Below are 23,545 nucleotides of genomic sequence, written 5' to 3' on the forward strand. Positions count from 1 at the left end.
ATCCTTTGGGCCTGCGCCCGTTATCACCATTTCTCCATTTCTGAGGATGTGATTTGTCGTTTTGCATCCGATACAGGTGCAATTCTGTCGCATTCTCCGCTGTAATAAAGCGGCACTTCGCCATCAGGCTGCAATGCGCGAGCAGGAGTCGTGTCAGGAAACCGTTGCAAAAGCTTGACGCTTGTCAAAATTGATAATGCGATTAATTATCATTTACAATAGCCTATGACCTGCTTATCGCTGTGCCATCATTTTGATGGAGCATCTCGTGATTCGTAGAGCATTACTGGCGTCGGTGGCGCTTTCTATTCCCGCTGTGGCTTCAGCACAGGAAAATTTGGATGATGAGGCTAACACCATCATCGTGACCGGCGAGCGGACGGAGCGCGCGCTTCAGGAAACAGCGTCTTCCGTCACCGTCACGACTCAGGCCGATCTGGATGCTTTTGCAGGTCCCGACACGTTGGAGCGCATTTTCAATCAAACCGCGAATGTGACGACGTCCGGCAATGGCAACCAAGGTCCAACCATTCGGGGTTCTAATACCAGTGGCGTGCTCACCAGTCTGGAAAGCTTCTTCGGTGGTTCACAGCCACGGACGACCATTCAGGTCGATGGTCGCCAGTTGACGTTTAACGAATTTGTCTATTCCGGTGAATCCGTCTGGGATATTGAGCGGGTTGAGATATTTCGCGGGCCGCAAACCACAACCCAAGGGCGCAACGCGATTGCCGGTGCCATCTTTATTGAAACCGCCAAGCCCAATCACGATGAATTCGAGGGGCGCGTGCGTGCCATAGCTGGCAATTTTGATACCTATCAGGCATCGGCGGTAATCAGCGGACCGATTGCCGATGGTCAATTGGCGTTTCGCGCATCGGCCGATTATCGTGAACAAGAGAGCTTCGTCCGGCCGTTCGGCGTAACAGCGGATCTCGGAAGGGATCTCCGCCAGGTTAAAACGCTTAATCTACGCGGAAAACTGAGCATCAAGCCCGATGCACTTCCCGGATTTGATGGACTTGTCACGGTGACGCATACCGACACGGCGCGACCACAAACAGAAGGGGTTGACGCGCCCTTTTCGGATTTGCAGCGGTTCAACCCTGGCTTCTCGATTTTTGAAACAAATTCGGATGCCGTCACAGCCGCCTTCAATTATGCGGTCAGCGATCATTTTATGCTGAGCAATACGACCAGCTATTCTGATGTCAGTGTTCAAAGAATTGTGGCTCCGGGCCAGGGCAATGCGGACATTCAATCGGATGAGCTGACCAATGAGCTGCTCGCTCGATTCGGGAATGGCGATACATTGGTGAGCGGCCTTGCCGGTTTCTACGTATCGCGCTTTGACAGCGAAGAAACGCTCGATCTCAGCGGATTTGGCATCGGCATTGGCGATTTCAGCGACCAGCGGGATAGTATCGGTCTGTTTGCCGAGGCGAATATCGCACTGTCATCCGCCCTGCATGCCAATATTGGTGGGCGCTGGCAGCGCGACAGTCAGACCCGGCAAGGCGGTTTCGCGGGTGTGATCCCAATCGATTTTGATGAAAGCTTTGATGCGTTCCTGCCCAAATTTGAACTGGCTTATGACGTGTCGGATGCGGTTCGCATCGGTCTTATCGCTGAACGCGGTTTTAATGCTGGCGGCTTCACCTTTAATTTCGATACATTCTCCGCCGAAACATTTGAACAGGAGACATTGTGGAATTACGAAGCGTTTTTCCGCGCGCAATTGCTTGATCAGCGGCTCACTCTGAATGGCAATATCTTCTATAGCGACATTGATGACCTGCAGATCGCAACATTGGTGGAACTCGGACCGGGTTTTTTCGCAAATGTCTTTAGCAATGCGCCGAAAGCGCGCTCTGTCGGCGCTGAACTTGAAGCCCGCTTTGCCGTCAATGACCAGCTCAGTTTGCAAGCCGGAATTGGCATAACCGACACGAAATTCCAGAGCAATTCCAATGCCGGTGCTTTGATCGATGGCAACGAGTTTCAGCGGACGCCGGGACTCACTGCGGTAGGCGGTTTTGTTTGGGAACCAGCCGCTGGTTTCGCACTGAGTGGATTTGGTCGCTACAGCGATGGGTATTTCAGTGATGATGCCAATTTCGCGGTTAACAGTGTCGGCAGCTATTTCGTCGCTGACTTTCAAGTCAGTTACGAGATTGAAGGATTGCGGCTGTTCCTCGACCTGACCAACGCTTTCGATGCCTTTTACGAGGTGTCGGTTTTTGACAGTGGTGATCTTGCCAATGTTGGGGAACCGCGCAAGGTGAGCGTTGGCCTTGAATTTGCGTTCTGATCCGAACGGAGTTTAGGCTGGAATGGCAAATCGCTCGACCTTCAAGGCACTCAACGCAACCCTGCATGCCTGGATCGGCGCGATTGTCTCGATCTTCATTATAGTGGTAACGGTTTCGGGCATGGCGATTGCCTTTTCCGCACCGCTCATGCACGCGGAAACGGGTGCGTTTCCAAAGGAATTAAGCGCAGAACTCCAACCCGATCCCGATCTGGGAAAAATGATCGCTGCTGCTCAGGCGGAAGCGGGAGAGCATTTTCTGCCGGTCGGATATCTCGGTCCCCATGCCGAAATCGCGACCGATATCCCGATGGTCTATGGCATGTCGGCCCCACCGGACGCAGGCGGTGAGGTGCAGATTGTCAGCATTGATCCTGCAACCGGGAAAGCCATTGCTGCCTTTTATCTAGATCGCACGTGGACGCATAAGCTGATTGACCTCCACTATGAATTGCTGGCCGGCGAGACCGGGGAACTGGTGGTCGCGATCCTCGGTGCGATATTGTCGCTATTGGCTTTGGCCGGCCTCTATCTCTGGTGGCCCATTCGTGCCGGTTTCTGGTCGAAAGCAAAGCGTCTGCGCCTCAAGGGAAACCGAACCAGCCAATCGTTCAGCCTGCACAGCTTTTTCGGCTTTTGGGGGGCATTGCTGATCGTAATCTGGGGACTGACCGGGACTTATTGGTCCAAGCCGGACTGGGGGCCTGCAATCATCAAGCCGAACACCGATATCTTGCCCGATGATGCGCGGACTATTTTGGAATCGGCGCGCTGCGATGGCATGGTCTCGATCAACCAGGCCTCTCAGATAGCCCTTGCAGCTTTTCCCGGCACAAAGGTTCTGGAAGCAGAATTCGCCGCGCCGTGGCAGCCTTATCACACGATATACCTGTCTGCTCCAGGCGATCTTGACAAGCGCGACGGCGACCGGCGGGTTTGGGTTTCTGCGTCCTGCGAGCATGTCGTTCACAAGGCGCAAGTGTCCGGTCTTGGTAAAGTCGGCGCGGTGAATAATGCCATACATTCCGGCGAGACATTTGGGCCGCTGCGTCAGCCAGTGATTTTGCTAGTCGGGACCATTTTGCTGCTATTGTCGATAACCGGACTAATAGTGTGGTTCGCACGGTATTTTCGAAGCGCAACGGGTTAGTTTGCTTCCGGTAGGTCCAGACATCAGGCGACAATAGGATCCAGGAAAAACACAAATGATATCCGCACGATGCGCGCTGGTTCAATCGCCACTCTGCCGGCGCTCGTCAAACCATTGCCGCATGATCGCCGCCTGACAGCCGGAAAACCCAAAGGTTCCGACGACGGAACAGCTATTGGGCCGACCGGGCCGGGCGGCTTCGTCGTGAGAGGCGACGACCGACGACCAGCTTTGTTCTGCGGCTTGTTCTTCTTTTCTGGCTTCCCGCAATTCCTTGGGAATCCGATAGCGTTCGGACTCCGGTCGGTTGGCGCACACGACAATCTCTTCGCCTTGCGCTTCCGGGCATTCGTCATCGCCATAGGTCACCAATATGTTGATCCGCTCGGGCGTGTTGATCCTATCAGTTGTCTCTGCGTTGAGCGGAACGCTCCATAGATAGCCAATCAATCCGGCGGCGATGAGTTTTGGCATTTTGGCAAGCGGCATGAACTTCATCTTTCAGATCGTTCCCGGTTCTGGCGGGAAACGCCAAGTGGAGTTGCCCTTGATGTTCAACCGTCAGTGAAGCTTTGCTGAATGGGACGGGCAATCATCACCATGAATTGGCTGTTTTCAATGGGGCTTTCTTTCCTGTCGGCGCCGCGATCAGCTCATTGCGCTGGAAACCAGCGGCCCTCAAACACGACGCCTTCAACTTGCACTTCCTGTAACTTTGTCGCGCCGCCATGATAAGGATTGCGGTCGAGGATGGTGAAATCGGCTTTTTTGCCCGCAGCAATCGAACCGACCAGCGCATCCATGCCAATGACCTGCGCGGCTTCGATGGTGATCGCGCGCAGCGCCTTGTCGAGCGAAAGCTTCTCCTGCGGCGCCTTTACATTGCCATCGAGCGTGATCCGGTTGCTAGCTACCCAGGCGAGGTAGAGCGGGTTGATCGGCGCCATGTTGAAATCGCTGTGCAGACCCAGCGGAACATTCTTACGCTCGAGCGAGCCGAGCCGGTTCATTTGTGCGGCGCGGTCGGGCCCTAGACCGGTTCTGGCGTAAGCGTCACCAAGAATGCGGATATAATTGGGCTGGGCAGAGACATAGAGTCCCATTTCGCCAATCCGCCGGTTCTGCGCTTCGGTTGAATAGCCGAGATGTTCGAGGACGATCTGCTGGCCGTTTCTGACTGGCAGTTTCTCGGTAATGCCCAGTACGACATCGAGCCCCTTGTCGCCATTGACATGGGTGTGGAGGTTCCAGCCGGCGTCCCAGAACCGCCGCGTTTGTGCGGTCAGTTCGTCGGGCTGGGTCAGCCATTTGCCATCATGGCCGTCGCTATAGCCGGGCGGGTTCATCTGCATATATTGCGCGAAAAAGGCGCCATCGGCGAACAGCTTCACGCGGTTGGAAATGCGGAACTTGTCGCTCTCATACCGGCTTTTCATGGTCTGCAGCCAGCTATTGGGATCGCCGGTAACCAAAGGAGCAATCGGGATGGCAAGAATCCGTGAGGGGGTTGTCGGCTGGTCATAGAGGCTCTTGAACAGCCGGGATTCCATCTCCGGTCCGCCGAAGCCGCCAAACGCAAGATCGGCGCTGGTGGTCACGCCATTTTCGAGCATCATCTGACGCATCTGAGCCAGGCCGAGTTGCACTTTTTCTGGTGAAAAGAGATAGGGGCGAAGTTTGTCAATGCCATTGAAAAGGGCGGTTTCATGGATGATTCCAGAATCGAAATCGGCATGGCCCGGCGTAATCCGAGGCTTGTCAAAAGCGGCGTTAAACGCCTCCTGCGTTCCGATGCCCAGCAAAGCGAGGGCTGGTGTATTGACGATAATCTCATGGAAACTGCGCTGCCAGATGACCACCGGCCGGTCCGGTGCAATCCGGTCCAGCGCCGTGCGGTCCATCGCGCCGTGGAACAGTTTGTGATGGCCCCAGGTGATGAACAGCTCCTCATCGCTTTTAGCGAGTTCTTCTTTCAGGCGCCGCTCATAGGCCGCCTTGCCGCGCGCCGCCGGATAGGTTTTTCCTGGCAGTTCCCAGGCCTCAGGGCTGATGAAGGGGAGCGGCAACATCATGATGGTCTGCATCGGATGGATATGGGGTTCGACAAAGCCCGGCATCATGATCTTGTTGGCAAAGCGACGATCATAAGTGGTGTCGCGCCCGCCGGTCCAGGGCTCGAGATCCTCAACCTCCTGCGCCAGTCCGAGAATGATACCGTCAGCCACCGCGACATATTTTGCCTCCGGATAGCCGGGTTCCATGGTGATGATCCGGGCCGCTTCGTAGACCGTGACTTCGGGATAGACGATGGTTTCCGATGGCTCCGATGCCATGGCCAGGCCACTGAAGCTCAGCGCTGCCAAAATGGCCGCCACCCGGCGCATGAAAATTGCCATTATAATCCTCCCCGAATTATCAGAAGCCTATGCTGTTAGAGACCGGTTGGGCAAGCGCTATTTGCGTGTTATGGCGTGCAGCAAGGGGTGAGATTTGATGAAATTTGCGGATATGTTTCCAACGCTTGTATTGGCTTTGGCGGGAATGCCGGCGCAGGACCAAGACCACGACCAGGACCGGTACTCAATAGCGGCGCCCTTCGTGATGCCCCAGAGCAGAGCGCTGACAATCGTGTCACAACTCGACAACTGGACCTTGAAGAATGGCGATCGGCCGACCGCCGCCCAGCTCGCGCGCGATTGCCTCAGCGCGACATCGTACATCATGCAGGATGGCAGTGGCGCCGGTTTGATCAACCAGTCCGCCATGCCGGGGTTGAGTTTCTGGAGCGCAATCAACGGGGCCGTCTATGTCCGAGCGGATCGGAATGGCAAAAAAATACCGTTTAGCGAAGGAGATACCGCGTATAAACGCCGGTTCATGGCTGGCGATCACAAGGCGGCGATAGACAGGGATCAGGTTCCCGGGTTTGTACGGGGCTATTATGCCGAATGCGAGACAATCCGGAAGCGCTTTGGCGGCTAGGGATTTTCGGGCAGCGGCTTGCTGGTTTTGACATGCTCGCGCCAGGCGATGAACAGGCCGGATCCGATGATGATCGGGGCGCCGAGCAGGATTGACAGGCCGGGCCACTGGCTGAACACCGTGATGCCGATCAGGCTAGCCCAGAGCAGCGCGCTATAGTCCATTGGCATGATCGTCGAGACCGGCGCGAAGCGGAGCGACTGGGTGATGGTCAGTTGACCGAGTGCACCGAAAATCCCGACGCCGAGCAAATAGCCCCAGGTCTTCAAATCATGCCCGCCGCCATAGATATAGGCGCACAAGGCGAGTCCGGGCAGCGTGTAGACCGAGAACCAGAATATCGTCACGATGCTCGTTTCGGTTCGCCCCAGCATACGGATCACCAGCGTCACGGCGGCGGTCACCAGGGCGCCAGCCAGCGCCACCGTGGCACCAAAGGCGGGGATCAGTGTACCGCCCGGCTGGATCACGACGAGGACGCCGATGAATCCGATCAAAATGGCGGACCAGCGGCGAATGCCAACCTGTTCGCGCAGGATCAGCGCAGCAAATAATGTCGCAAAGATCGGTACGGTGAAGCTGATGGTCGTGGCATCGGCCAGCGGTAACAGGGTGATCGCCCAGAAATTCAGCCCCATGGCAAATATGCCGAGGGCAGAGCGCAGGATATGGAGATGATGTTTGTCCGACCGGATCGCGGGCCATCCCGCGGCGCTGCGCCAGATCAGCAGACAGATGATCGGCATCGCGGTTAATTGGCGGTAGAACAGGCTCTCGGTGACATGGACCCCTTCGGCACCGGCGAGTTTGACAAACGCAAACATGATCGCCAGTGACAGCATTGCCGCGAGCCGGGTCAATATCCCGGCGATCGGTCGATTTTGGCCGATCACCGCGGGTTGTGGCGGCTCTTTATCTAAAACATCAGTTGTCACTTGGCGCATAGAGTGGTGGTGAAGCCTTTCGTTTCGCTGACGATTGGCGCAATGGCTGTGACAATGCAAACGCTAATAGTTGCGGGAATCATGGGCTAGCCCGTTGCATGCTGACCGGCAGTGAATTATAGTGAAAGAAACCAAAAAAGCCGGTTCAACACGCCCTTTTTCGTTGACCGACAGGCACATAGAAATTTCAGGAGCGCATAATGCTGGATAAAACCTCAAACCCGCACGACCCGGTCGTCGAAGAAATCGCTGAATTGGTCGCGCGCTCGCGGGCCGCACAAGCGCAGATCGAGAATTATACCCAGGAGCAGGTTGATGACCTGATCCGGGCGATGGTCTGGGCGGTTGCGGAAGAATCGGTTTCCGAGAAAATTGCCCAGCATACGGTCGATGAAACCCAATTGGGCAATTATGACGGCAAATATCTCAAGATTTTCCGCAAGACCCGGGCGACCCTGTTCGACATTATCGACGACAAGTCGGTCGGCATTCTCGAAGAGGATCATGAACGCAATATCGTCAAGATCGCCAAACCTGTTGGGGTGATCGGGGCCTTGTCGCCATCGACCAACCCCGAAGCAACGCCGGTCATCAAGGCGATTTCTGCGGTCAAGGGCCGCAATTCAATCATCGTCGCACCGCATCCGCGGGCCAAGCTGACCAACAAGATGATCTGCGACCTGATGCGCGACGCGATCGTCAAAATGGGCGCGCCGGCTGATCTGGTTCTGAGCATCGATGTGCCGTCGGTCGAAAAGACCAACGAACTGATGCGGCAATGTGACCGGGTGCTCGCCACGGGTGGCGGCGCGATGGTAACAGCCGCTTATTCCAGCGGGACCCCTGCGCTCGGCGTCGGGGTTGGCAATGCCGTGGTCACGGTGGATGAAACCGCTGATCTCGAAGATGCCGCAGAAAAAATCCGTATTTCCAAGACACTGGATCTGGCGGCTAGTTGTTCATCGGACAATAGCGTGATCCTCGTTGATGCGATCTATGACGAGATGGTCGAGAAGCTGAAGCATCAAGGCGGCTATCTGGTCAATGAGGAAGAAAAGCAGAAACTGCAGGATGCGCTGTGGCCCGATGGCAAATTCAACACCGCGATTGTGGCCCAGCCCGCAGAGAAAATCGCAGGCATGGCCGGGTTTAATCTGCCCGAGGGGCGCACCTTCTTCATGGTCCCGGAAACCGGCTTCGGACCGGATTTCCCGTTTTCAGGCGAAAAGCTGACGGTTATCATGGCGCTCTACCGAGCGGCCGATATTGACGAAGCCATTGCGCTGACCAACAATATTCAGGCCTATCAGGGGCAGGGCCACAGCTGCGGCATCTATTCCCAGTCGGATGACAATATCATGCGGCTGGCCAATGCGACCCACACCTCGCGGGTCATGGTCAACCAACCACAGTCCGCATCGAATAGCGGCAATCTCTGGAACGGTATGCGCCAGACCTTCTCGCTCGGCTGTGGCAGTTGGGGTGGCAATGGCACGAACAATAACATCACCTGGCGCGATCTGATCAACGAAACCTGGGTTTCCAAGCCGCTTGCGGTTGCCAAGGAACTGCCTTCGGACGAAGAGCTGTTCGGTGACGTGATGCGGAAACTCGCCTGAGACCGTAGCAATTTGAAATATGGGCGGCGGACTATTCCGCCGCCCTTTTTGATGGAAGCCTCAATGACCAATCAATTTTCCCTGACCGAAGACCAGCTTGCCATTCAGGAAATGGCGCAGAAATTTACCGCCGACGCCATCACGCCCCATGCCGCGCAATGGGACGAGGAGCATATTTTTCCTCGTGATACCATCAAACAGGCAGCGGAACTGGGGTTCGGCGGCATCTACGTGTCCGAGGAATCCGGCGGGATCGGCCTCGGTCGACTGGAAAGCGCGATCATCATGGAAGCCATGGCCTATGGCTGCCCGTCAACGTCCGCCTTTATCTCGATCCACAACATGGCAGCGTGGATGATTGACACATTTGGCGCGCAGGCGGTGAAGGACAAATATCTTCCGGATCTGGTCGGGATGGACAAGATCTCGAGCTATTGCTTGACCGAACCCGGTGCCGGATCCGATGCCGCGTCGCTCAAAACCAAAGCGGTGCTGGACGGTGATCATTATGTGGTCAGCGGGTCCAAAGCCTTTATTTCCGGCGGCGGCGAGAATGAATTGTATGTCACGATGACCCGGACGTCGGATAATGGCGCAGGCGGCGTGACCTGTCTGGTTATCGAAAAGGATATGGATGGCGTCAGCTTTGGTGCCAATGAAAAGAAACTCGGCTGGCATTCCCAGCCCACGGCGCAGGTGAATTTCGACAATGTCCGCGTCCCGGTCGAGAACCGCGTCGGTGGCGAGGGCGAAGGCTTTCGCATCGCGATGGCGGGGCTGGATGGTGGGCGGTTGAATATCGGCGCCTGTTCGCTCGGCGGCGCGCAACGCTGTCTCGATGAGGCCGTGGATTATACCAAGGAGCGCAAGCAATTCGGCAAGAGTATCAGCGATTTTCAGAACACCCAATTCATGCTCGCCGATATGGCCACCGACCTCGAAGCCTCTCGGGCATTGCTTTACCTCGCCGCTGCAAAGGTGACCGACGGAGCGCCCGACAAGACCAAATTTGCGGCCATGGCGAAGCGGCTGGCGACTGACAATGGATCGAAAATCGTCAATGATGCGCTGCAACTCTTTGGCGGCTATGGCTATCTCCAGGACTATCCGATTGAGCGTTTCTGGCGCGACCTCAGGGTTCACTCGATTCTCGAAGGCACCAACCAGGTGATGCGGATGATCGTTTCTCGCGAAATGCTGCGGCAGTAAAGGACCATAATGACAGACGATCTTATCATCAGGAAAAACGGGCGTGTCGGGCATATCAGCCTGAACCGGCCCAAGGTCATTCACTCGCTGAATCTCGACATGTGTCTTGCGATGACCGACGCCCTGTTGGCCTGGCGTGACGATGACAGCATCGAGGCGGTGATCATCGACCATAGCGAAGGCCGTGGTTTTTGTGCTGGCGGCGACATTGCTATGCTTCGCAATTCGGGCCTGAAGGATGGCAAGGAGGGGCGCGACTTTTTCTACAAGGAATATCAGCTCAACCATCTGTTGTTCGAATATCCCAAACCAGTGGTGGCCTTCATGGATGGGATCACCATGGGCGGCGGGGTCGGCATCTCTCAACCCGCGCGCTATCGCGTTGCAACCGAGAACACCCGTTTCGCGATGCCGGAAACCGGGATTGGCCTGTTTCCAGACGTCGGTGGCGGCTGGTACCTCTCCCGCCTTGCGGGTCGTCTCGGACAATTTCTGGCGTTGACCGGCGCCCGCCTGGACGGCGCGGAATGCAAGGAAGTTGGCCTGGCGACCCACTATCTGGAATCGGAACATCTCGATGAGGCCAAGAATCGGATTGCCGAAAATCCGGGTCGGATCGAAGGTATATTGGGGCAATTGTCCGGTGCTGTGCCCGAAGCGCGGATTACCGGCAATCTCGACCGGATCGACCGTTTTTTTGCGTCGGATGTGTATGAAGAAATTCTCGCCAAGCTCGAAGCGGATGACAGCGAGTGGGCTGCCAAGGAACGAGATACGCTTGGGACCAAGAGCCCGCAGACTTGCAAGGTTGCACTGCGTCAGTTGAAGGAAGGCGCGGCGATGGAGACTTTCGCGGACGAGATGCGCAACGAATATCGCATCGGGTATCATGTTCTGGTGATGCATGATTTCCTGGAAGGGGTGCGCGCGCTGATCGTCGACAAGGACAATGATCCCAAATGGAATCCGCCGACACCAGAAGCCGTGTCGGAGGAATGGATTGACGCGATTTTCGCACCGCTACCCGCCAATGAGGAATGGAAACCATTATGAGCTACGACACAATACTTTCCGAGAAGCGCGGTCAGGTTACGCTGATCACGCTCAATCGGCCAAAAAGCTTGAACGCGCTGAACAGCGAAGTGCTCGATGAACTGATCGCGGCTTTTGCGGCATTTGAAGCGGACGAGACTCAGCTTTGTGCGGTTCTGACCGGTTCGGGTGACAAGGCCTTTGCCGCCGGTGCCGATATCAAGGAAATGTACGACAAGGCCGCAGCGGATTTCTATCTCGAGGATTTTTTCTCCAAATGGACCAGCCAGATCGTCAAGACGACCCGCAAGCCATGGATTGCAGCGGTCAATGGCTTTGCGCTGGGTGGCGGATGTGAACTCGCGATGATGGCGGACTTTATCATCGCCAGCGACAAGGCCAAATTCGGTCAGCCTGAAATCAAGCTCGGCGTGGCGCCCGGCATGGGAGGATCACAGCGGCTGACGCGCGCGGTTGGCAAGTCCAAGTCGATGGATATGTGTCTGACCGGCCGCATGATGGATGCCGATGAAGCCGAACGCTCTGGCCTGGTTGCCCGGGTTGTTCCGCATGATGAATTGCTCGACGAAGCGATCAAGGCGGCGGGCACGATTGCATCCATGCCGCCCATGGCGATCCAGGTGAACAAGGAAATGGTCAATGCAGCCTTTGAAACGATGCTCGATCAGGGCTTGCTGCACGAACGGCGTCTGTTCCAGATCCTGACCGCGACAGAGGACAAGAAGGAAGGCATGGCTGCCTTTATCGAGAAACGCGAAGGCAACTGGAAGGGCCGTTAAGCTGGTCCGCCGAACCCGATAGGGTGCGGCCTGGCTGAACAGCCTGCAACAGGTTCAGGATGACGATTTAAGGAACGCGAAATGAAAATCGGATTTATCGGTCTCGGCAATATGGGCGGCGGCATGGCGGCCAATCTCGCAAAGGCGGGGCATGAGGTTCATGCCTTTGACCTGTCTGGCGAAGCGCTCGCGCGGGCCGGAGAGGCGGGCTGCCATCCGGTCAGCGATGCCGCGCTCGCGGTGAACAATATGGAAGCTGTGGTCACGATGCTGCCGGCTGGCACTCATGTGCGCAAGGTCTATGAATATGAAGTCATCATCAATGGCGATCCCGGCACCTTGGTGATCGATTGTTCCACGATCGATGTCGATAGCGCCAGAGACGTCGCGACCATGGCCGACGCAAAAGGTTTGGTGCCGGTCGATGCCCCCGTGTCCGGTGGCATTGCCGCGGCCAATGGCGGAACGCTGACCTTCATGGTGGGCGGCAGCAAAGCCGGCTTTGACCGGGCCGAACCGATCCTGTCCGACATGGGCAAAGCGGTGATTCACGCCGGTGACAACGGAGCGGGACAGGCCGCCAAAATCTGCAACAACATGCTGCTGGGCGCGTCGATGATTGCCACCTGCGAAACGTTTAAAATGGCCGAGAAACTAGGCCTCGATCTGCAGAATTTCTATGATATTTCATCCAAGGCCTCGGGTCAGAACTGGTCGATGACCAGCTATTGTCCGGTGCCTGGTGTCGGCCCGCAAAGCCCGGCTGACAACGGTTACGAAGGCGGTTTTGCCGCTGCGCTGATGCTCAAGGATCTGCGGCTGGCCATGGAAGCGGCCGAAAGCGCTGGCGCATCTGTGCCAATGGGCGAAAAGGCCGCGGCGTTGTACGCGCAATATGCCGAAGCGGAAGAGCAGGGCGCCATGGACTTTTCCGGCATCATCAAGATGCTCGACAAGGCCTGAACCCCATGGTGCCGCAATGGGTGATTGTCTGCAGCGTTGCAGCGCTCGTCACGGTCATTTCGGAAGTTGCTAACCGCCGCCGGTTGAAGCGAAAGGATATCAACAAAGTCGGTTTCATGCCGTGGCAGTTCATCTCTGCCGCCGGATTGCTGACCTTTGGTATATCTGTGGCGTTCGGGTTGGGATTTATCTCAACCGACTGACCGTCAGATTACAGGCAAGCCTCGAGAAGTGGCTGTTCAAATCCATATTGCCGCGCTTTTTCAAGCGTATAGGGGCGCAGGCCTGAAGATTGATATTCGCCGATAATCTTGCCGTCTGCATCTTCATCGAGATACTGATATTTGAACAGTTCCTGGGTGACGATAACATCGCCTTCCATGCCGATCACTTCGGTGATGTTGGTCGTCCGCCGCGAACCGTCGCGCAGACGTTTCACCTGGACGATCAGATCGACCGATTCGGCAATCTGGCGCGAAATCGCTTCTTTCGGGATCTTGATGTCGCCCATCAGGATCATATTTTCCATACGGCCAAGACACTCGCGCGGGGAGTTGGCGTGAAGCGTACACATGGAGCCATCATGACCGGTGTTCATCGCGGCCAGCAAGTCAAAACATTCTGCGCCACGAATCTCACCCAGGATAATCCGGTCCGGACGCATACGCAGGGCGTTTTTCACGAGGTCACCAATGGTGATCGCGCCTTCCCCTTCCAGGTTTGGTGGCCGTGTTTCCAGCGGCAACCAGTGCGGTTGCTGCAGACGAAGCTCGGCAGCATCCTCGATGGTCAGCACGCGCTCGCCCGGATCGATCATTTTCGACATCGCGTTGAGCATGGTCGTTTTACCAGAACCCGTACCGCCGGAGATAACAACGTTGAAGCGGCAGGCGCCAGCGATTTTCAACGCGGTACACATTGACGTCGACATCGAGCCAAAGCCCTGCATCATATCGAGCGTAATCGGCTTCTCGGAGAATTTACGAATGGAGATCGCCGTGCCTTTGAGGCTGAGCGGTGGAACGATCACGTTGACACGAGACCCGTCGGCAAGACGGGCATCGGCCAGCGGTGTGGTCTGGTCGACGCGACGGCCGACCATGTTCACGATCCGTTGCGCGATCTGGAAGAGATGCTCTTCATCGCGGAATTTGATCGGCGCGATCTCGAGCTTACCCTTGATCTCGATATAGGTCTGTTCCGGGCCGTTGACCATGATGTCTGAAATATCGGGGTTCTGAAGCAGTTCCTCCAGCGGTCCAAAGCCGAGCAGTTCGTCGACCAGCACTTTTTCCAGCGCAAATTGCTCGCGCCGGTTCAAGGTCAGTTTCAGCTCGGTCAGCACTTCCATGATGATCGGCCGGAATTCTTCGGTCAGCTCTTCCTTGTTCAGCGTCGCTGCGGCTTCGGGATCGACCCGTTCCAGCAAGCGGGGAAGAACCTGTTCCTTGATCTTGTGAACCGATGCGCCAAAGCCTTCATCTTTGTCTTCGGCTTCTGCGATCGGATTGGAGCGTTCTGCCAAGCGCGACATGGCATCGCTCTGGTCCGGAGCGGCTGGTTCGCTATTGTCGCCGGGCAGGGGAGCGGCGTCGATGGGCGGGAATTGCGCGCCGCCTTCTTCTGCTTCCGCATCGGTTTGTTCCCCATCGGGCCTTTGCTTGCCGCCACCTGACATGGGCTTTGCAACGCCGAATGATGGTCTTCCGCCACCCAGTCCGTTTTTCTTACCAAATGCGCTCATGGTTCTCCGCCGGAAATAGTTGTTTCCAAATGATTAGGTCCCTCTTTCAACGAAAATGGTTAATCTTTGGATAATGGATTCGAGGAAATTGGGACAATCGAAGCCCGCGATTGGTAAAAATGCTGCTTGTTTCCTGATGCATAGACTGCGATCGCAGGATGACACCAACTGCTGATCGGGACAGATTTGAACACAGGACGCAAAAGCGGCAATGCGATTCCCGGGAGCGGGATTACGCTGGCATTGATTGCGTTTTCCGGCTTTCCGATCGGTGATGCGATTGTGAAGTCGATGGCAGGGGACTGGCCAGCCGGCGCAGTTGCGGCGTTGCGGTTCACCATCGGGGCCATTGGTCTGGCCTGTCTGCTGCTGATCAGGGAAGGGCGGCCCGGCTTTACGATCAATCGTCCTTGGCTCCATGCGGCCCGAGGTCTGGCCCTGGCGGTTGGAACTTTGACCTTTTTTTCAGCCATTTACATCATGCCGCTGGCGGACGCTGTCGCGATCGCGTTCGTCAATCCGATCATCACCGCCTTGCTGTCCGGCTGGCTTCTGAAGGAGCGTATGCGGCCCGGCACGTGGGTGGCCACGTTCGTCGCCTTTGGCGGTGTGTTGATCATGTTGCGACCGAATGTCGCGGAATTTGGCTGGGTGGCGGTGCTGCCGCTGATTTCCGCCTTTGCGATGGCCGCCATGCTGATCCTGAACCGGATGGTGTCAACGCAGCGATCGATCTTCGCCGCACAATTCTACCTGTCCTTCTGGGCCGCGCTGTTTCTCACGATGGCGGCGATCACCGGGCATTTGCTGGTTCCCGTCATGACTATAACGGGTCCTCCGGCCTGGGATGTGATCCTCCGCTGTGCGGTGATCGCGGTTACCGCGACCAGCTGCCATTTTCTGCTGTATATGGCGACCATGCGTGCCACCGCCGCTTCGATTGCGCCGATTGTCTATATACAACTGGTGATATCGGGGTTGATCAGCGTCAATATCTTCGGCGACCAGCTTGATTCACTGGCGCTTGTCGGTGCCGGTTTGATCCTGGTGAGCGGACTGCTGCTCTGGCGCAGCGAACGCAAGGCGACGACATTGCTGGAAGCCTGACGGCACTAGGGTTGGCGGCCACACCAGTTGCGTCTGGTTGTCTTAGGAAACCGCCTCTGCGAGGACCGTCAGGCCCTTTTCATTGACTTCGGCAAAACCGCCCTGAACCGTAATCACTTCGGCTTCTGCGCCTTCGCTGGCATAGATGGACAGCTCGGCATCCCGAATTGTGGACATAAATGGGGCGTGACCAGCAAGCACGCCAAAGTCACCCTCTGTGCCAGGGACAACCACCATGTAAACATCATCCGACCGGACGAGTTTCTCGGGGGTTACGAGTTCGAAATGTAGGTTTGCCATCTTATTATGTCCCTATTCCCCTCCCGTGAGGGAGGGGTAATGGATTAAGCCGCTTCTGCTGCCAGTTGCTTGCCTTTTTCGAGCGCTTCTTCGATGCCGCCGACCATGTAGAAGGCATTTTCCGGAAGATGGTCATATTCGCCATCAACCACGGCCTTGAACGATTTGATCGTGTCTTCGAGATCGACAAATTTGCCTTTGATGCCGGTGAAAACTTCCGCAACGTGGAACGGCTGCGACAGGAATTTCTGAATTTTCCGTGCCCGGGCGACGACCAGCTTATCTTCTTCTGACAGCTCGTCCATACCGAGAATGGCGATAATATCCTGCAAAGACTTATATTTCTGCAGGATTTCCTGAACAGCACGCGCCGTGTCATAATGTTCCTGGCCGACAACGCGTGGCTCGAGAACGCGCGAGGTGGAATCGAGCGGGTCAACAGCCGGGTAGATGCCCAGCTCCGAAATGGCCCGGTTCAAAACGGTGGTTGCGTCCAAGTGGGCAAAGCTGGTTGCCGGTGCCGGGTCGGTCAAGTCATCGGCAGGAACGTAAATCGCCTGAACCGATGTAATCGAACCCTTGTTGGTCGACGTAATCCGCTCCTGCAGCGCACCCATGTCGGTCGACAGGGTCGGCTGATAGCCCACCGCCGAAGGAATACGGCCGAGCAGCGCGGACACTTCCGAGCCAGCCTGGGTGAAGCGGAAGATATTGTCGACGAAGAACAGCACGTCCTGGCCTTCCTGGTCACGGAAATATTCCGCGATGGTCAGACCGGACAGAGCAACACGGGCACGCGCGCCTGGAGGTTCGTTCATCTGGCCATAGACCAGAGCCACTTTGGAGCCTTCGGATTTGGCGTTGCCGTCTTCGCCCTTGGCGATGACGTTGGCGTCGAGAAATTCGTGATAGAGATCGTTGCCTTCACGGGTCCGTTCCCCAACACCGGCGAAAACGGATGTCCCGCCATGGCCTTTGGCGATATTGTTGATCAGTTCCTGAATGAGAACGGTCTTGCCCACGCCGGCGCCGCCGAACAGGCCAATTTTACCGCCCTTTGCATAAGGCGCGAGCAGATCGACGACTTTGATGCCGGTGACGAGGATTTCACTATCCGTGGACTGGTCCACAAAAGGTGGTGCTTCGGCGTGAATAGGCGCGGTGCTCTTGGCGCCAATCGGTCCGAGTTCATCGATGGGTTCACCAACGACGTTCATGATCCGGCCAAGCGTTTCTGGGCCCACGGGCATCATGATCTGTGATCCGGTGTCGGTCACTTCCTGACCGCGGGTCAAACCTTCGGTGGAGTCCATCGCAATCGTGCGAACTGTATTCTCGCCGAGATGCTGGGCAACCTCGAGAACCAGGCGGTTGCCGTTATTGTCGGTTTCGAGAGCCGAGAGAATGGCCGGGATATCCGTGTCAAAGGTTACGTCGACGACAGCGCCGATAACCTGTGAAATGCGGCCTACATTGTTGGTTTTTGCCATGTGTCTTTCCTTGCGTACTTGCTTTAGAGCGCTTCAGCGCCAGCGATAATTTCAATCAGTTCGGTGGTAATCGCGGCCTGACGGCTGCGGTTATATTCGATGGTCAGGCTGTCAATCAGATCGCCTGCATTGCGCGTGGCGTTTTCCATGGCGGTCATCGATGCGCCTTGTTCGCCAGCGTTATTTTCCAGAAATGCACCGAAAACCTGGGTGGTAAGGTTGCGCGGAAGCAATTCGGTGAGAATTTCCTCCTCGTCGGGCTCATATTCCACCGCGGCATCAGATCCATCGCCTTCCGCGGCTTCAATAGCCACCGGAATGAGCTGTTGGCGCGTCGGTTCCTGAACCAGCGCCGATTTGAACTTGGAATAGAAGAGATGCGCCACGTCAAATTTGCCGTCTTCAACCATTTCGGTCAGTTCGGTCGCTACCGCCTTGGCTTCTTCAAAGCCGGGGGCCTTGACCACGCTGGTATCGTAATGCTTGATAATCTGATCGGGATAAGCGCGCTTGATCACCGGAATGCCCTTGCGGCCAATCATGTAGAACAGGACGGTCTTGCCCTCTTTGGTGAGCTCTTCCGCCTTGATGCGCGCAGCCTTGACGATATTGGCGTTAAACGCCCCGCACAGGCCACGATCGGATGTCGCAACAACCAGCAGATGGACTTGGTCCTTGCCGGTCCCAGCCAGCAATTTCGGTGAATTTTCATCCACCGTTACCTTGCCGGCCAGACTGCTCATCACTTTTGCCATTTCATTGGCATAGGGACGCGCAGCCTCTGCTGCCATTTGCGCCCGGCGCAATTTGGCAGCGGCCACCATCTTCTTGGCCTTGGTGATCTTCTGGGTCGATTTAACCGACCCGATCCGATCCTTAAGTTCCTTGAGCGACGCCATTAGGCAAAGCTCTTGCCGAACGCGACGAGCGCGTCTTCGAGGGCTTTCTTGCTGTCGTCCGAAAGATCGGCCGTATCGCGGATGGTCTTGAGCAGATCGGCATGATCGCTGCGCATATGTGCGAGCATCGCCTGTTCGTAGCGAACCACATCGGTTGCGGCGACGGCATCGAGATGCCCGCTGGTGCCAGCGTAGATGGAAGCGACTTGCTCTTCGAACGGCAGTGGCGAGAATTGCGCCTGCTTAAGCAATTGCGTCAGGCGCTCACCACGATTGAGCAGCTTTTGCGTCGATGCATCAAGGTCGGAACCAAACTGCGCGAAAGCGGCCATCTCGCGATATTGGGCGAGATCGAGCTTGATCGAGCCGGAAACCTTCTTCATCGCCTTGGTCTGTGCAGCGGAGCCGACACGGGAAACCGAGAGGCCGACGTTAATCGCCGGACGGATACCCTGGTTGAACAGATCCGTTTCGAGGAAGATCTGGCCGTCGGTAATCGAAATCACGTTGGTCGGAATATAGGCCGAAACGTCGCCCGCCTGGGTTTCGATGATCGGCAGCGCCGTCAGCGAACCAGAACCATTATCTTCGTTCATCTTCGCAGCACGCTCAAGCAAGCGGCTATGCAGATAGAAAACGTCGCCGGGATAAGCTTCGCGGCCCGGAGGACGACGTAGCAGCAGCGACATCTGACGATAGGCAACGGCTTGCTTCGAGAGATCGTCATAAACGATACAGGCGTGCATGCCGTTGTCGCGGAAATATTCGCCCATGGTCACACCGGTATAGGGGGCGAGATACTGAAGCGGTGCCGGCTCCGAAGCGGAAGCGGCAACAACGATCGAATATTCCATCGCGCCATTTTCTTCGAGCTGACGCACAATCTGTGCAACAGTCGAGCGCTTCTGGCCGACGGCAACATAGATGCAATAAAGCTTCTTGCCTTCGTCATCACCAGCATTGATTGTCTTCTGGTTGATGAACGTATCAATGGCGACGGCGGTTTTGCCGGTTTGGCGGTCACCGATGATCAGTTCGCGCTGGCCGCGACCAACTGGAACCAAGGCGTCGAGCGCCTTGAGACCGGTCTGGACGGGCTCGTGAACCGACTTCCGCGGGATAATGCCAGGCGCTTTCACTTCAACGCGGCTGCGCTGCGAGGTTTTGATCGGGCCTTTGCCGTCGATCGGATTGCCGAGGCCGTCAACGACGCGGCCGAGCAGTTCCTTGCCGATCGGAACGTCCACAATGGTTCCGGTCCGCTTGACGACGTCGCCTTCTTTGATTTCAGCATCCGAGCCGAAGATCACGACACCGACATTGTCGGCTTCGAGGTTGAGCGCCATGCCTTGCGTGCCGTTGGAGAATTCAACCATCTCACCAGCCTGAACCTGATCGAGGCCGTGAATACGGGCAATACCGTCACCGACGGCGAGCACGGTTCCGACTTCGGAAACCTGGGCTTCATTGCCAAAATTGGCGATCTGGTCCTTGATGACCTTTGAAATTTCTGCGGCGCGAATATCCATGTGTCTTCCTTTTAGTCCTTTATGGCCGGAGCCATTAGCCTTTCATGGCCTGGGAAAGCGTGTTCAAACGGGTTCTAATTGAGTTGTCGATCATTTGGCTGCCGATCTTGACGACCAGGCCACCCAATATGGCGGGGTCCACGGCGGTGGTTACCGAGACGTCGCTGCCCACGCGTTTTTTGAGCTGTGTCTTCAGCGCATCTACCTGGCTGTCGTCCAGCGGATGCGCGGAGGTTACTTCAGCCGTGATTTCACCGCGATGGCCTGATGCCAGAGTCGAAAAGCCGCGGATCAGCGCGGGGATCTGGTCCAGCCGGCGATTGGCGGCGAGAACGCCGAGGGTGTTGGTTGTCAGTTCGTCGAGCTTCATCTTCGCGGCCAGACCGGCAATCGCCTTGCCGGCATCCGCACGGGACAGGACCGGGCTCGCGATCAACGCCTTCAGGTCTTCCGATTCGGTCATCGCCTGACCCAGGGCATTGAGGCTCGATTCGACGGTGTCGATAGCTTTGTTTTCGGTGGCCAAAGCAAACAGAGCAGTGGCGTAACGCCCTGCTAAACTCGCCCTAATGCCGCTGGAATTCTCCACGCGATTGATACTCCGTGCCTGTATTATTGACCTGATCATGTGGTCAAAAAACTGGTATATGAATTGGACCCTGCAAACGGTGAAATTAATCGCATCTCACCTTGAGTTGGGCGGCGTCTAGCAACCATTTTGCTGCGATGCAAGATGGCTTTGGGAATGATTTTCGGCGGGCCGAATTGGGCAGGATTTTTAGACACTCTCGGCACTCACCCCAAGCTTGTCGACGGATACAGAAAATAGGCTTCGACAGGCTCGATATGGGCGTGATGGAATAGCGCGCCAAACAAAATTCGCTTTGATCGCAAGATACGGGATGCGGCGTCAGCAAAAGCTTGGCAAAAGAATGTTATGAACAAGCAAGAATCCTCTATTGAAGAGCAGCGAGCCTGGCAGGCGATAACCGCACGCGATCGCTCTTATGACGGCAAATTTGTCACCGGTGTGTTGACCACCGGCATCTATTGTCGCCCGTCCTGCGCCGCACGCCATCCCAAGCGGGAGAATGTCCGGTTCTTTGCAACGGCAGAACAGGCGGAGGCAGCCGGATTGCGCGCCTGTCTGCGCTGCATGCCGAAAAATGTGGCCCGGGATGAAGCGGCGGTCAAATCGGTCGTAGATGCAATCCGCATGGCTGAGAGACCGCCGACACTGGATGAACTGGCCGCGATCACAGGCTATTCCTCGACCCATTTGCAGCGTATTTTCAAGCGCGAAACGGGCTTGTCTCCGGCCGCCTATGCCCGGGCATTACGGCAGGAACGCGCCAGAAAGGCTCTGGACGAAGGGGCATCTGTGACCGAGGCCATATATGATGCGGGCTACGGTTCGGCATCGCGATTTTATGCAGATAATGAAAAGAGATTGGGTATGAAGCCAAGCGCTTGGAAAAATGGCGGAGCGGGCGTGACGATCCGCTGGGCCACGGTCGAAACGTCGCTCGGCAGGATGATGGTCGCCGCCACGGAAAAGGGCGTATGTTGTCTTTCGTTCAATGAAGGCGAAGACGATTTGCGCGACCGCTTTCCCAAGGCTGACCTTCAGCCCGGTGACGCAGCATTTCGGGATTTGTTGGCGCAGGTCGCAACGTCGGTCGAGCAGCCGGGAGATTTCAGCCATATTCCATTGGATGTGCAAGGCACAGCTTTTCAGGAAGCGGTCTGGCAAGAGCTCCAGAAAATCCCACTCGGGGAAACCCGCAGCTACGCCGATATTGCCGCAGCGATCGGCAAACCCAAGGCCGTGCGCGCGGTTGGTAGCGCCAATGGTGCCAATAATGTCGCCGTGCTCATTCCCTGCCACCGGGTGGTGCGCAGCGACGGCAGCATGGGCGGCTATGCTTATGGCGTCGAGATAAAAGAGCGGTTGCTGAAAAAGGAAGCGGCAAAATGACGGATATGATCACCCAATTTTCCGCCCTGCATAAGCCGGGCAATCCCCTGATCCTCTACAATATCTGGGATGCGGGCAGTGCCCAGGCCGCGATCCGTGCCGGAGCCAAGGCGGTTGCGACGGGCAGTCTGTCGGTCGCTGGGGCGCAAGGATATGACGATGGGGAGCAATTGCCGTTTGACTATGCGCTAACCAATGCCAAGCATATTGCAGCGGCCGTGGACGTGCCTGTCAGTATCGATCTGGAAACCGGATATGGGCGTGATGCTGCGGCCGTTGGAGATCGCGCGGGCCTGATGAAAGCGGCTGGTGTGGCGGGGCTGAACCTGGAAGATCAGGATCTGACCGCCGGCGGGCTGCGTGATCGGATGCAACAGGCGGATCGCATCAAGGCCGCAGCGGATACGGGCCTGTTCATCAATGCCCGCACCGATTTGTTCATCCAGACACCGGCGGCGGATCATGATGATGCGCTGATCGCGCAGGCGCTGGACCGGTGCCAGGCCTATGCCGACGCGGGCGCGGACAGCTTTTTCGTTCCCTTTGCAGCGGATGAAAAGTCCATTGGTGCGATTTGCGAGAAAGCGGTCTTGCCGGTCAATGTGATGATGATGCCGGATGGCCTTTCGATCCCGAGACTGGCTGCGCTGGGCGTGGCCCGGATCAGCTACGGCCCCGGCCCCTGGCGGACGGCAATGGCCGCGTTTGAGGCGGCAGCGGCGGAAATCTATTCATTCGCCTGACATAGGCTCAGCAGTAGCGGCCGATGGCGTTGCCTGATAAGAAAAAAGGGAGGGTCACGGGGACCCTCCCTTTGGGATGTGTCGCTTAGCTGTAGGAAACGGCCAGCTTGACCGGCTTCACCGTTTTGCGCCGACGCAATGCGCCGCCGACCAGACCAAAGCCGAAAATCATCATCGCCCAGGTTGCCGGTTCAGGTACGGCGGCAGCTGGCGTGATCGCCATGTCATAGAGTCGGACATAGGAAAGAAAACCGCTGCTATTCTCGGTTCCCCCGGTTGCAGTATCGTCAATGAACATGTTGATGTCGCCCGTGAAAACGGCAAATTGTGATGCCGAGTCATCAAAGCTGACGGCCAGTTCGCCATTAACATAGCCATTGACCATGCCGGCGGCGTCTCTGGTGACCAGCAGATCAGCCAACACGCCTTCTTGGAAGACGTTATCCGTAGATACGGCCACGTTATAGAAGTTCAGTCTGTTGTTGATATTATACCAGCCGTCGTCGGTCGTCAGGCCCTTGAAGTCGATAATCTTGGTGTAGCCACCCAAGTCGTCAAACGAAAAGCGGGTTTCGATCGAATAGACATCGGTCAGTCCAAAGCCGGTAAAGCTGAAGCCGTCGCCGGCCGCAAATTGCTGGTCGATGTTAATGTCCGCAATAAGCCCCGCATTGGCAGGCGTCGCGACCATCATAGTTGCAGCGGTTGTCGCTGCGATAAACGTCATTTTCATGATTTCCCCTAT

At 56.5% G+C, this 23,545-nt stretch carries 22 protein-coding genes; 12 read left to right on the forward strand and 10 right to left on the reverse strand.

The window, feature by feature from the left end; translation table 11 throughout:
* Positions 1-268 precede the first annotated feature (268 nt).
* Positions 269-2,311 carry a TonB-dependent receptor gene (locus tag ACZ1GS_RS05185; RefSeq protein WP_472697427.1) on the forward strand — a complete coding sequence of 681 codons (2,043 nt, stop codon included), beginning with the start codon at positions 269-271 and terminating at the stop codon, positions 2,309-2,311.
* Between the two features lie 22 nt (positions 2,312-2,333).
* Positions 2,334-3,461 (forward strand): PepSY-associated TM helix domain-containing protein, encoded by a 1,128-nt coding sequence (locus ACZ1GS_RS05190; protein ID WP_472697428.1) that lies wholly within the window; start codon positions 2,334-2,336, stop codon positions 3,459-3,461.
* Positions 3,462-3,542: 81 nt separating this feature from the next.
* On the opposite strand, the gene ACZ1GS_RS05195 is transcribed toward ACZ1GS_RS05190, so the two are convergent.
* Positions 3,543-3,959: a hypothetical protein gene (locus ACZ1GS_RS05195; protein WP_472697429.1), complete on the reverse strand. Its 417-nt coding sequence runs from the start codon at positions 3,957-3,959 to the stop codon at positions 3,543-3,545.
* Positions 3,960-4,114: 155 nt separating this feature from the next.
* Positions 4,115-5,857 (reverse strand): amidohydrolase, encoded by a 1,743-nt coding sequence (locus tag ACZ1GS_RS05200; protein WP_472697430.1) that lies wholly within the window; start codon positions 5,855-5,857, stop codon positions 4,115-4,117.
* Between the two features lie 94 nt (positions 5,858-5,951).
* On the opposite strand from ACZ1GS_RS05200, the gene ACZ1GS_RS05205 reads away from it, so the two are divergent.
* Positions 5,952-6,443, forward strand: coding sequence for a hypothetical protein (locus ACZ1GS_RS05205; protein WP_472697431.1), 492 nt, complete (start codon positions 5,952-5,954; stop codon positions 6,441-6,443).
* Here ACZ1GS_RS05205 and ACZ1GS_RS05210 read toward each other — a convergent pair.
* Positions 6,440-7,336 (reverse strand): DMT family transporter, encoded by an 897-nt coding sequence (locus ACZ1GS_RS05210; RefSeq protein WP_472697432.1) that lies wholly within the window; start codon positions 7,334-7,336, stop codon positions 6,440-6,442. The two genes, ACZ1GS_RS05205 and ACZ1GS_RS05210, sit on opposite strands and share 4 nt — an antisense overlap.
* A gap of 251 nt (positions 7,337-7,587) precedes the next feature.
* Here ACZ1GS_RS05210 and ACZ1GS_RS05215 point away from each other — a divergent pair, with 251 nt between their 5' ends.
* From ACZ1GS_RS05215 to ACZ1GS_RS05240, 6 genes are all read left to right on the forward strand, one after another.
* A complete protein-coding gene (locus ACZ1GS_RS05215; protein ID WP_472697433.1) occupies positions 7,588-9,006 on the forward strand; it encodes an aldehyde dehydrogenase family protein in 1,419 nt (472 codons plus the stop codon).
* Positions 9,007-9,069: 63 nt separating this feature from the next.
* Positions 9,070-10,215: an acyl-CoA dehydrogenase family protein gene (locus ACZ1GS_RS05220; RefSeq protein ID WP_472697434.1), complete on the forward strand. Its 1,146-nt coding sequence runs from the start codon at positions 9,070-9,072 to the stop codon at positions 10,213-10,215.
* Between the two features lie 9 nt (positions 10,216-10,224).
* Positions 10,225-11,268 (forward strand): enoyl-CoA hydratase/isomerase family protein, encoded by a 1,044-nt coding sequence (locus ACZ1GS_RS05225; protein WP_472697435.1) that lies wholly within the window; start codon positions 10,225-10,227, stop codon positions 11,266-11,268.
* Positions 11,265-12,047, forward strand: coding sequence for an enoyl-CoA hydratase-related protein (locus tag ACZ1GS_RS05230; protein ID WP_472697436.1), 783 nt, complete (start codon positions 11,265-11,267; stop codon positions 12,045-12,047). Before ACZ1GS_RS05225 ends, ACZ1GS_RS05230 begins: the two co-directional genes overlap by 4 nt.
* Positions 12,048-12,128: 81 nt before the next feature.
* Positions 12,129-13,010 carry a 3-hydroxyisobutyrate dehydrogenase gene (gene mmsB, locus ACZ1GS_RS05235; RefSeq protein ID WP_472697437.1) on the forward strand — a complete coding sequence of 294 codons (882 nt, stop codon included), beginning with the start codon at positions 12,129-12,131 and terminating at the stop codon, positions 13,008-13,010.
* A gap of 5 nt (positions 13,011-13,015) precedes the next feature.
* Positions 13,016-13,213: a hypothetical protein gene (locus ACZ1GS_RS05240; RefSeq protein WP_472697438.1), complete on the forward strand. Its 198-nt coding sequence runs from the start codon at positions 13,016-13,018 to the stop codon at positions 13,211-13,213.
* Between the two features lie 8 nt (positions 13,214-13,221).
* Here ACZ1GS_RS05240 and ACZ1GS_RS05245 read toward each other — a convergent pair whose 3' ends face one another.
* Positions 13,222-14,754: a CpaF family protein gene (locus tag ACZ1GS_RS05245; protein WP_472697439.1), complete on the reverse strand. Its 1,533-nt coding sequence runs from the start codon at positions 14,752-14,754 to the stop codon at positions 13,222-13,224.
* A gap of 186 nt (positions 14,755-14,940) precedes the next feature.
* Between ACZ1GS_RS05245 and ACZ1GS_RS05250 the strand changes: the two genes are divergently transcribed.
* A complete protein-coding gene (locus ACZ1GS_RS05250; protein WP_472697440.1) occupies positions 14,941-15,861 on the forward strand; it encodes a DMT family transporter in 921 nt (306 codons plus the stop codon).
* A 42-nt stretch (positions 15,862-15,903) separates the two neighbouring features.
* Here ACZ1GS_RS05250 and ACZ1GS_RS05255 read toward each other — a convergent pair whose 3' ends face one another.
* The 5 genes from ACZ1GS_RS05255 to ACZ1GS_RS05275 are packed head-to-tail and all read right to left on the reverse strand — an operon-like array spanning position 15,904 to position 20,668.
* Positions 15,904-16,161, reverse strand: coding sequence for an ATP synthase F1 subunit epsilon (locus ACZ1GS_RS05255; protein ID WP_348302690.1), 258 nt, complete (start codon positions 16,159-16,161; stop codon positions 15,904-15,906).
* A 44-nt stretch (positions 16,162-16,205) separates the two neighbouring features.
* The gene (gene atpD / locus ACZ1GS_RS05260; protein ID WP_472697441.1) at positions 16,206-17,651 is read right to left on the reverse strand and encodes a F0F1 ATP synthase subunit beta; all 1,446 of its coding nucleotides are present in this window, start codon (positions 17,649-17,651) and stop codon (positions 16,206-16,208) included.
* 23 nt (positions 17,652-17,674) lie between these two features.
* Positions 17,675-18,550 (reverse strand): F0F1 ATP synthase subunit gamma, encoded by an 876-nt coding sequence (locus ACZ1GS_RS05265; RefSeq protein WP_472697442.1) that lies wholly within the window; start codon positions 18,548-18,550, stop codon positions 17,675-17,677.
* Complete coding sequence (atpA, locus tag ACZ1GS_RS05270; protein WP_472697443.1) at positions 18,550-20,079, reverse strand: F0F1 ATP synthase subunit alpha; 1,530 nt, start codon at positions 20,077-20,079, stop codon at positions 18,550-18,552. The genes ACZ1GS_RS05265 and atpA overlap by 1 nt, the downstream gene beginning before the upstream one ends.
* 34 nt (positions 20,080-20,113) lie before the next feature.
* Positions 20,114-20,668 (reverse strand): F0F1 ATP synthase subunit delta, encoded by a 555-nt coding sequence (locus ACZ1GS_RS05275; RefSeq protein WP_472697444.1) that lies wholly within the window; start codon positions 20,666-20,668, stop codon positions 20,114-20,116.
* Positions 20,669-21,016: 348 nt separating this feature from the next.
* On the opposite strand from ACZ1GS_RS05275, the gene ada reads away from it, so the two are divergent.
* Together ada and ACZ1GS_RS05285 are read left to right on the forward strand one after the other, a co-directional pair.
* Positions 21,017-22,057, forward strand: a complete 1,041-nt coding sequence (ada, locus tag ACZ1GS_RS05280) for a bifunctional DNA-binding transcriptional regulator/O6-methylguanine-DNA methyltransferase Ada (protein ID WP_472697445.1) — start codon at positions 21,017-21,019, stop codon at positions 22,055-22,057.
* A complete protein-coding gene (locus tag ACZ1GS_RS05285; protein WP_472697446.1) occupies positions 22,054-22,800 on the forward strand; it encodes an isocitrate lyase/PEP mutase family protein in 747 nt (248 codons plus the stop codon). The genes ada and ACZ1GS_RS05285 overlap by 4 nt, the downstream gene beginning before the upstream one ends.
* Positions 22,801-22,885: 85 nt before the next feature.
* On the opposite strand, the gene ACZ1GS_RS05290 is transcribed toward ACZ1GS_RS05285, so the two are convergent.
* Positions 22,886-23,533 (reverse strand): PEPxxWA-CTERM sorting domain-containing protein, encoded by a 648-nt coding sequence (locus tag ACZ1GS_RS05290; RefSeq protein WP_472697447.1) that lies wholly within the window; start codon positions 23,531-23,533, stop codon positions 22,886-22,888.
* Positions 23,534-23,545 lie beyond the last annotated feature (12 nt).

The sequence above is a fragment of the Parasphingorhabdus sp. W113 genome (genome assembly GCF_055693205.1).

Coding starts and splice junctions, on each gene's coding strand:
- ada (WP_472697445.1), top strand. CDS start 21,017: ATGAACAAGCAAGAATCCTCTATTGAAGAGCAGCGAGCCTGGCAGGCG.
- atpA (WP_472697443.1), bottom strand. CDS start 20,079: ATGGATATTCGCGCCGCAGAAATTTCAAAGGTCATCAAGGACCAGATC.
- ACZ1GS_RS05285 (WP_472697446.1), top strand. CDS start 22,054: ATGACGGATATGATCACCCAATTTTCCGCCCTGCATAAGCCGGGCAAT.
- ACZ1GS_RS05255 (WP_348302690.1), bottom strand. CDS start 16,161: ATGGCAAACCTACATTTCGAACTCGTAACCCCCGAGAAACTCGTCCGG.
- mmsB (WP_472697437.1), top strand. CDS start 12,129: ATGAAAATCGGATTTATCGGTCTCGGCAATATGGGCGGCGGCATGGCG.
- ACZ1GS_RS05195 (WP_472697429.1), bottom strand. CDS start 3,959: ATGAAGTTCATGCCGCTTGCCAAAATGCCAAAACTCATCGCCGCCGGA.
- ACZ1GS_RS05225 (WP_472697435.1), top strand. CDS start 10,225: ATGACAGACGATCTTATCATCAGGAAAAACGGGCGTGTCGGGCATATC.
- ACZ1GS_RS05190 (WP_472697428.1), top strand. CDS start 2,334: ATGGCAAATCGCTCGACCTTCAAGGCACTCAACGCAACCCTGCATGCC.
- ACZ1GS_RS05220 (WP_472697434.1), top strand. CDS start 9,070: ATGACCAATCAATTTTCCCTGACCGAAGACCAGCTTGCCATTCAGGAA.
- ACZ1GS_RS05200 (WP_472697430.1), bottom strand. CDS start 5,857: ATGGCAATTTTCATGCGCCGGGTGGCGGCCATTTTGGCAGCGCTGAGC.
- atpD (WP_472697441.1), bottom strand. CDS start 17,651: ATGGCAAAAACCAACAATGTAGGCCGCATTTCACAGGTTATCGGCGCT.
- ACZ1GS_RS05265 (WP_472697442.1), bottom strand. CDS start 18,550: ATGGCGTCGCTCAAGGAACTTAAGGATCGGATCGGGTCGGTTAAATCG.
- ACZ1GS_RS05230 (WP_472697436.1), top strand. CDS start 11,265: ATGAGCTACGACACAATACTTTCCGAGAAGCGCGGTCAGGTTACGCTG.
- ACZ1GS_RS05290 (WP_472697447.1), bottom strand. CDS start 23,533: ATGAAAATGACGTTTATCGCAGCGACAACCGCTGCAACTATGATGGTC.
- ACZ1GS_RS05215 (WP_472697433.1), top strand. CDS start 7,588: ATGCTGGATAAAACCTCAAACCCGCACGACCCGGTCGTCGAAGAAATC.
- ACZ1GS_RS05240 (WP_472697438.1), top strand. CDS start 13,016: ATGGTGCCGCAATGGGTGATTGTCTGCAGCGTTGCAGCGCTCGTCACG.
- ACZ1GS_RS05245 (WP_472697439.1), bottom strand. CDS start 14,754: ATGAGCGCATTTGGTAAGAAAAACGGACTGGGTGGCGGAAGACCATCA.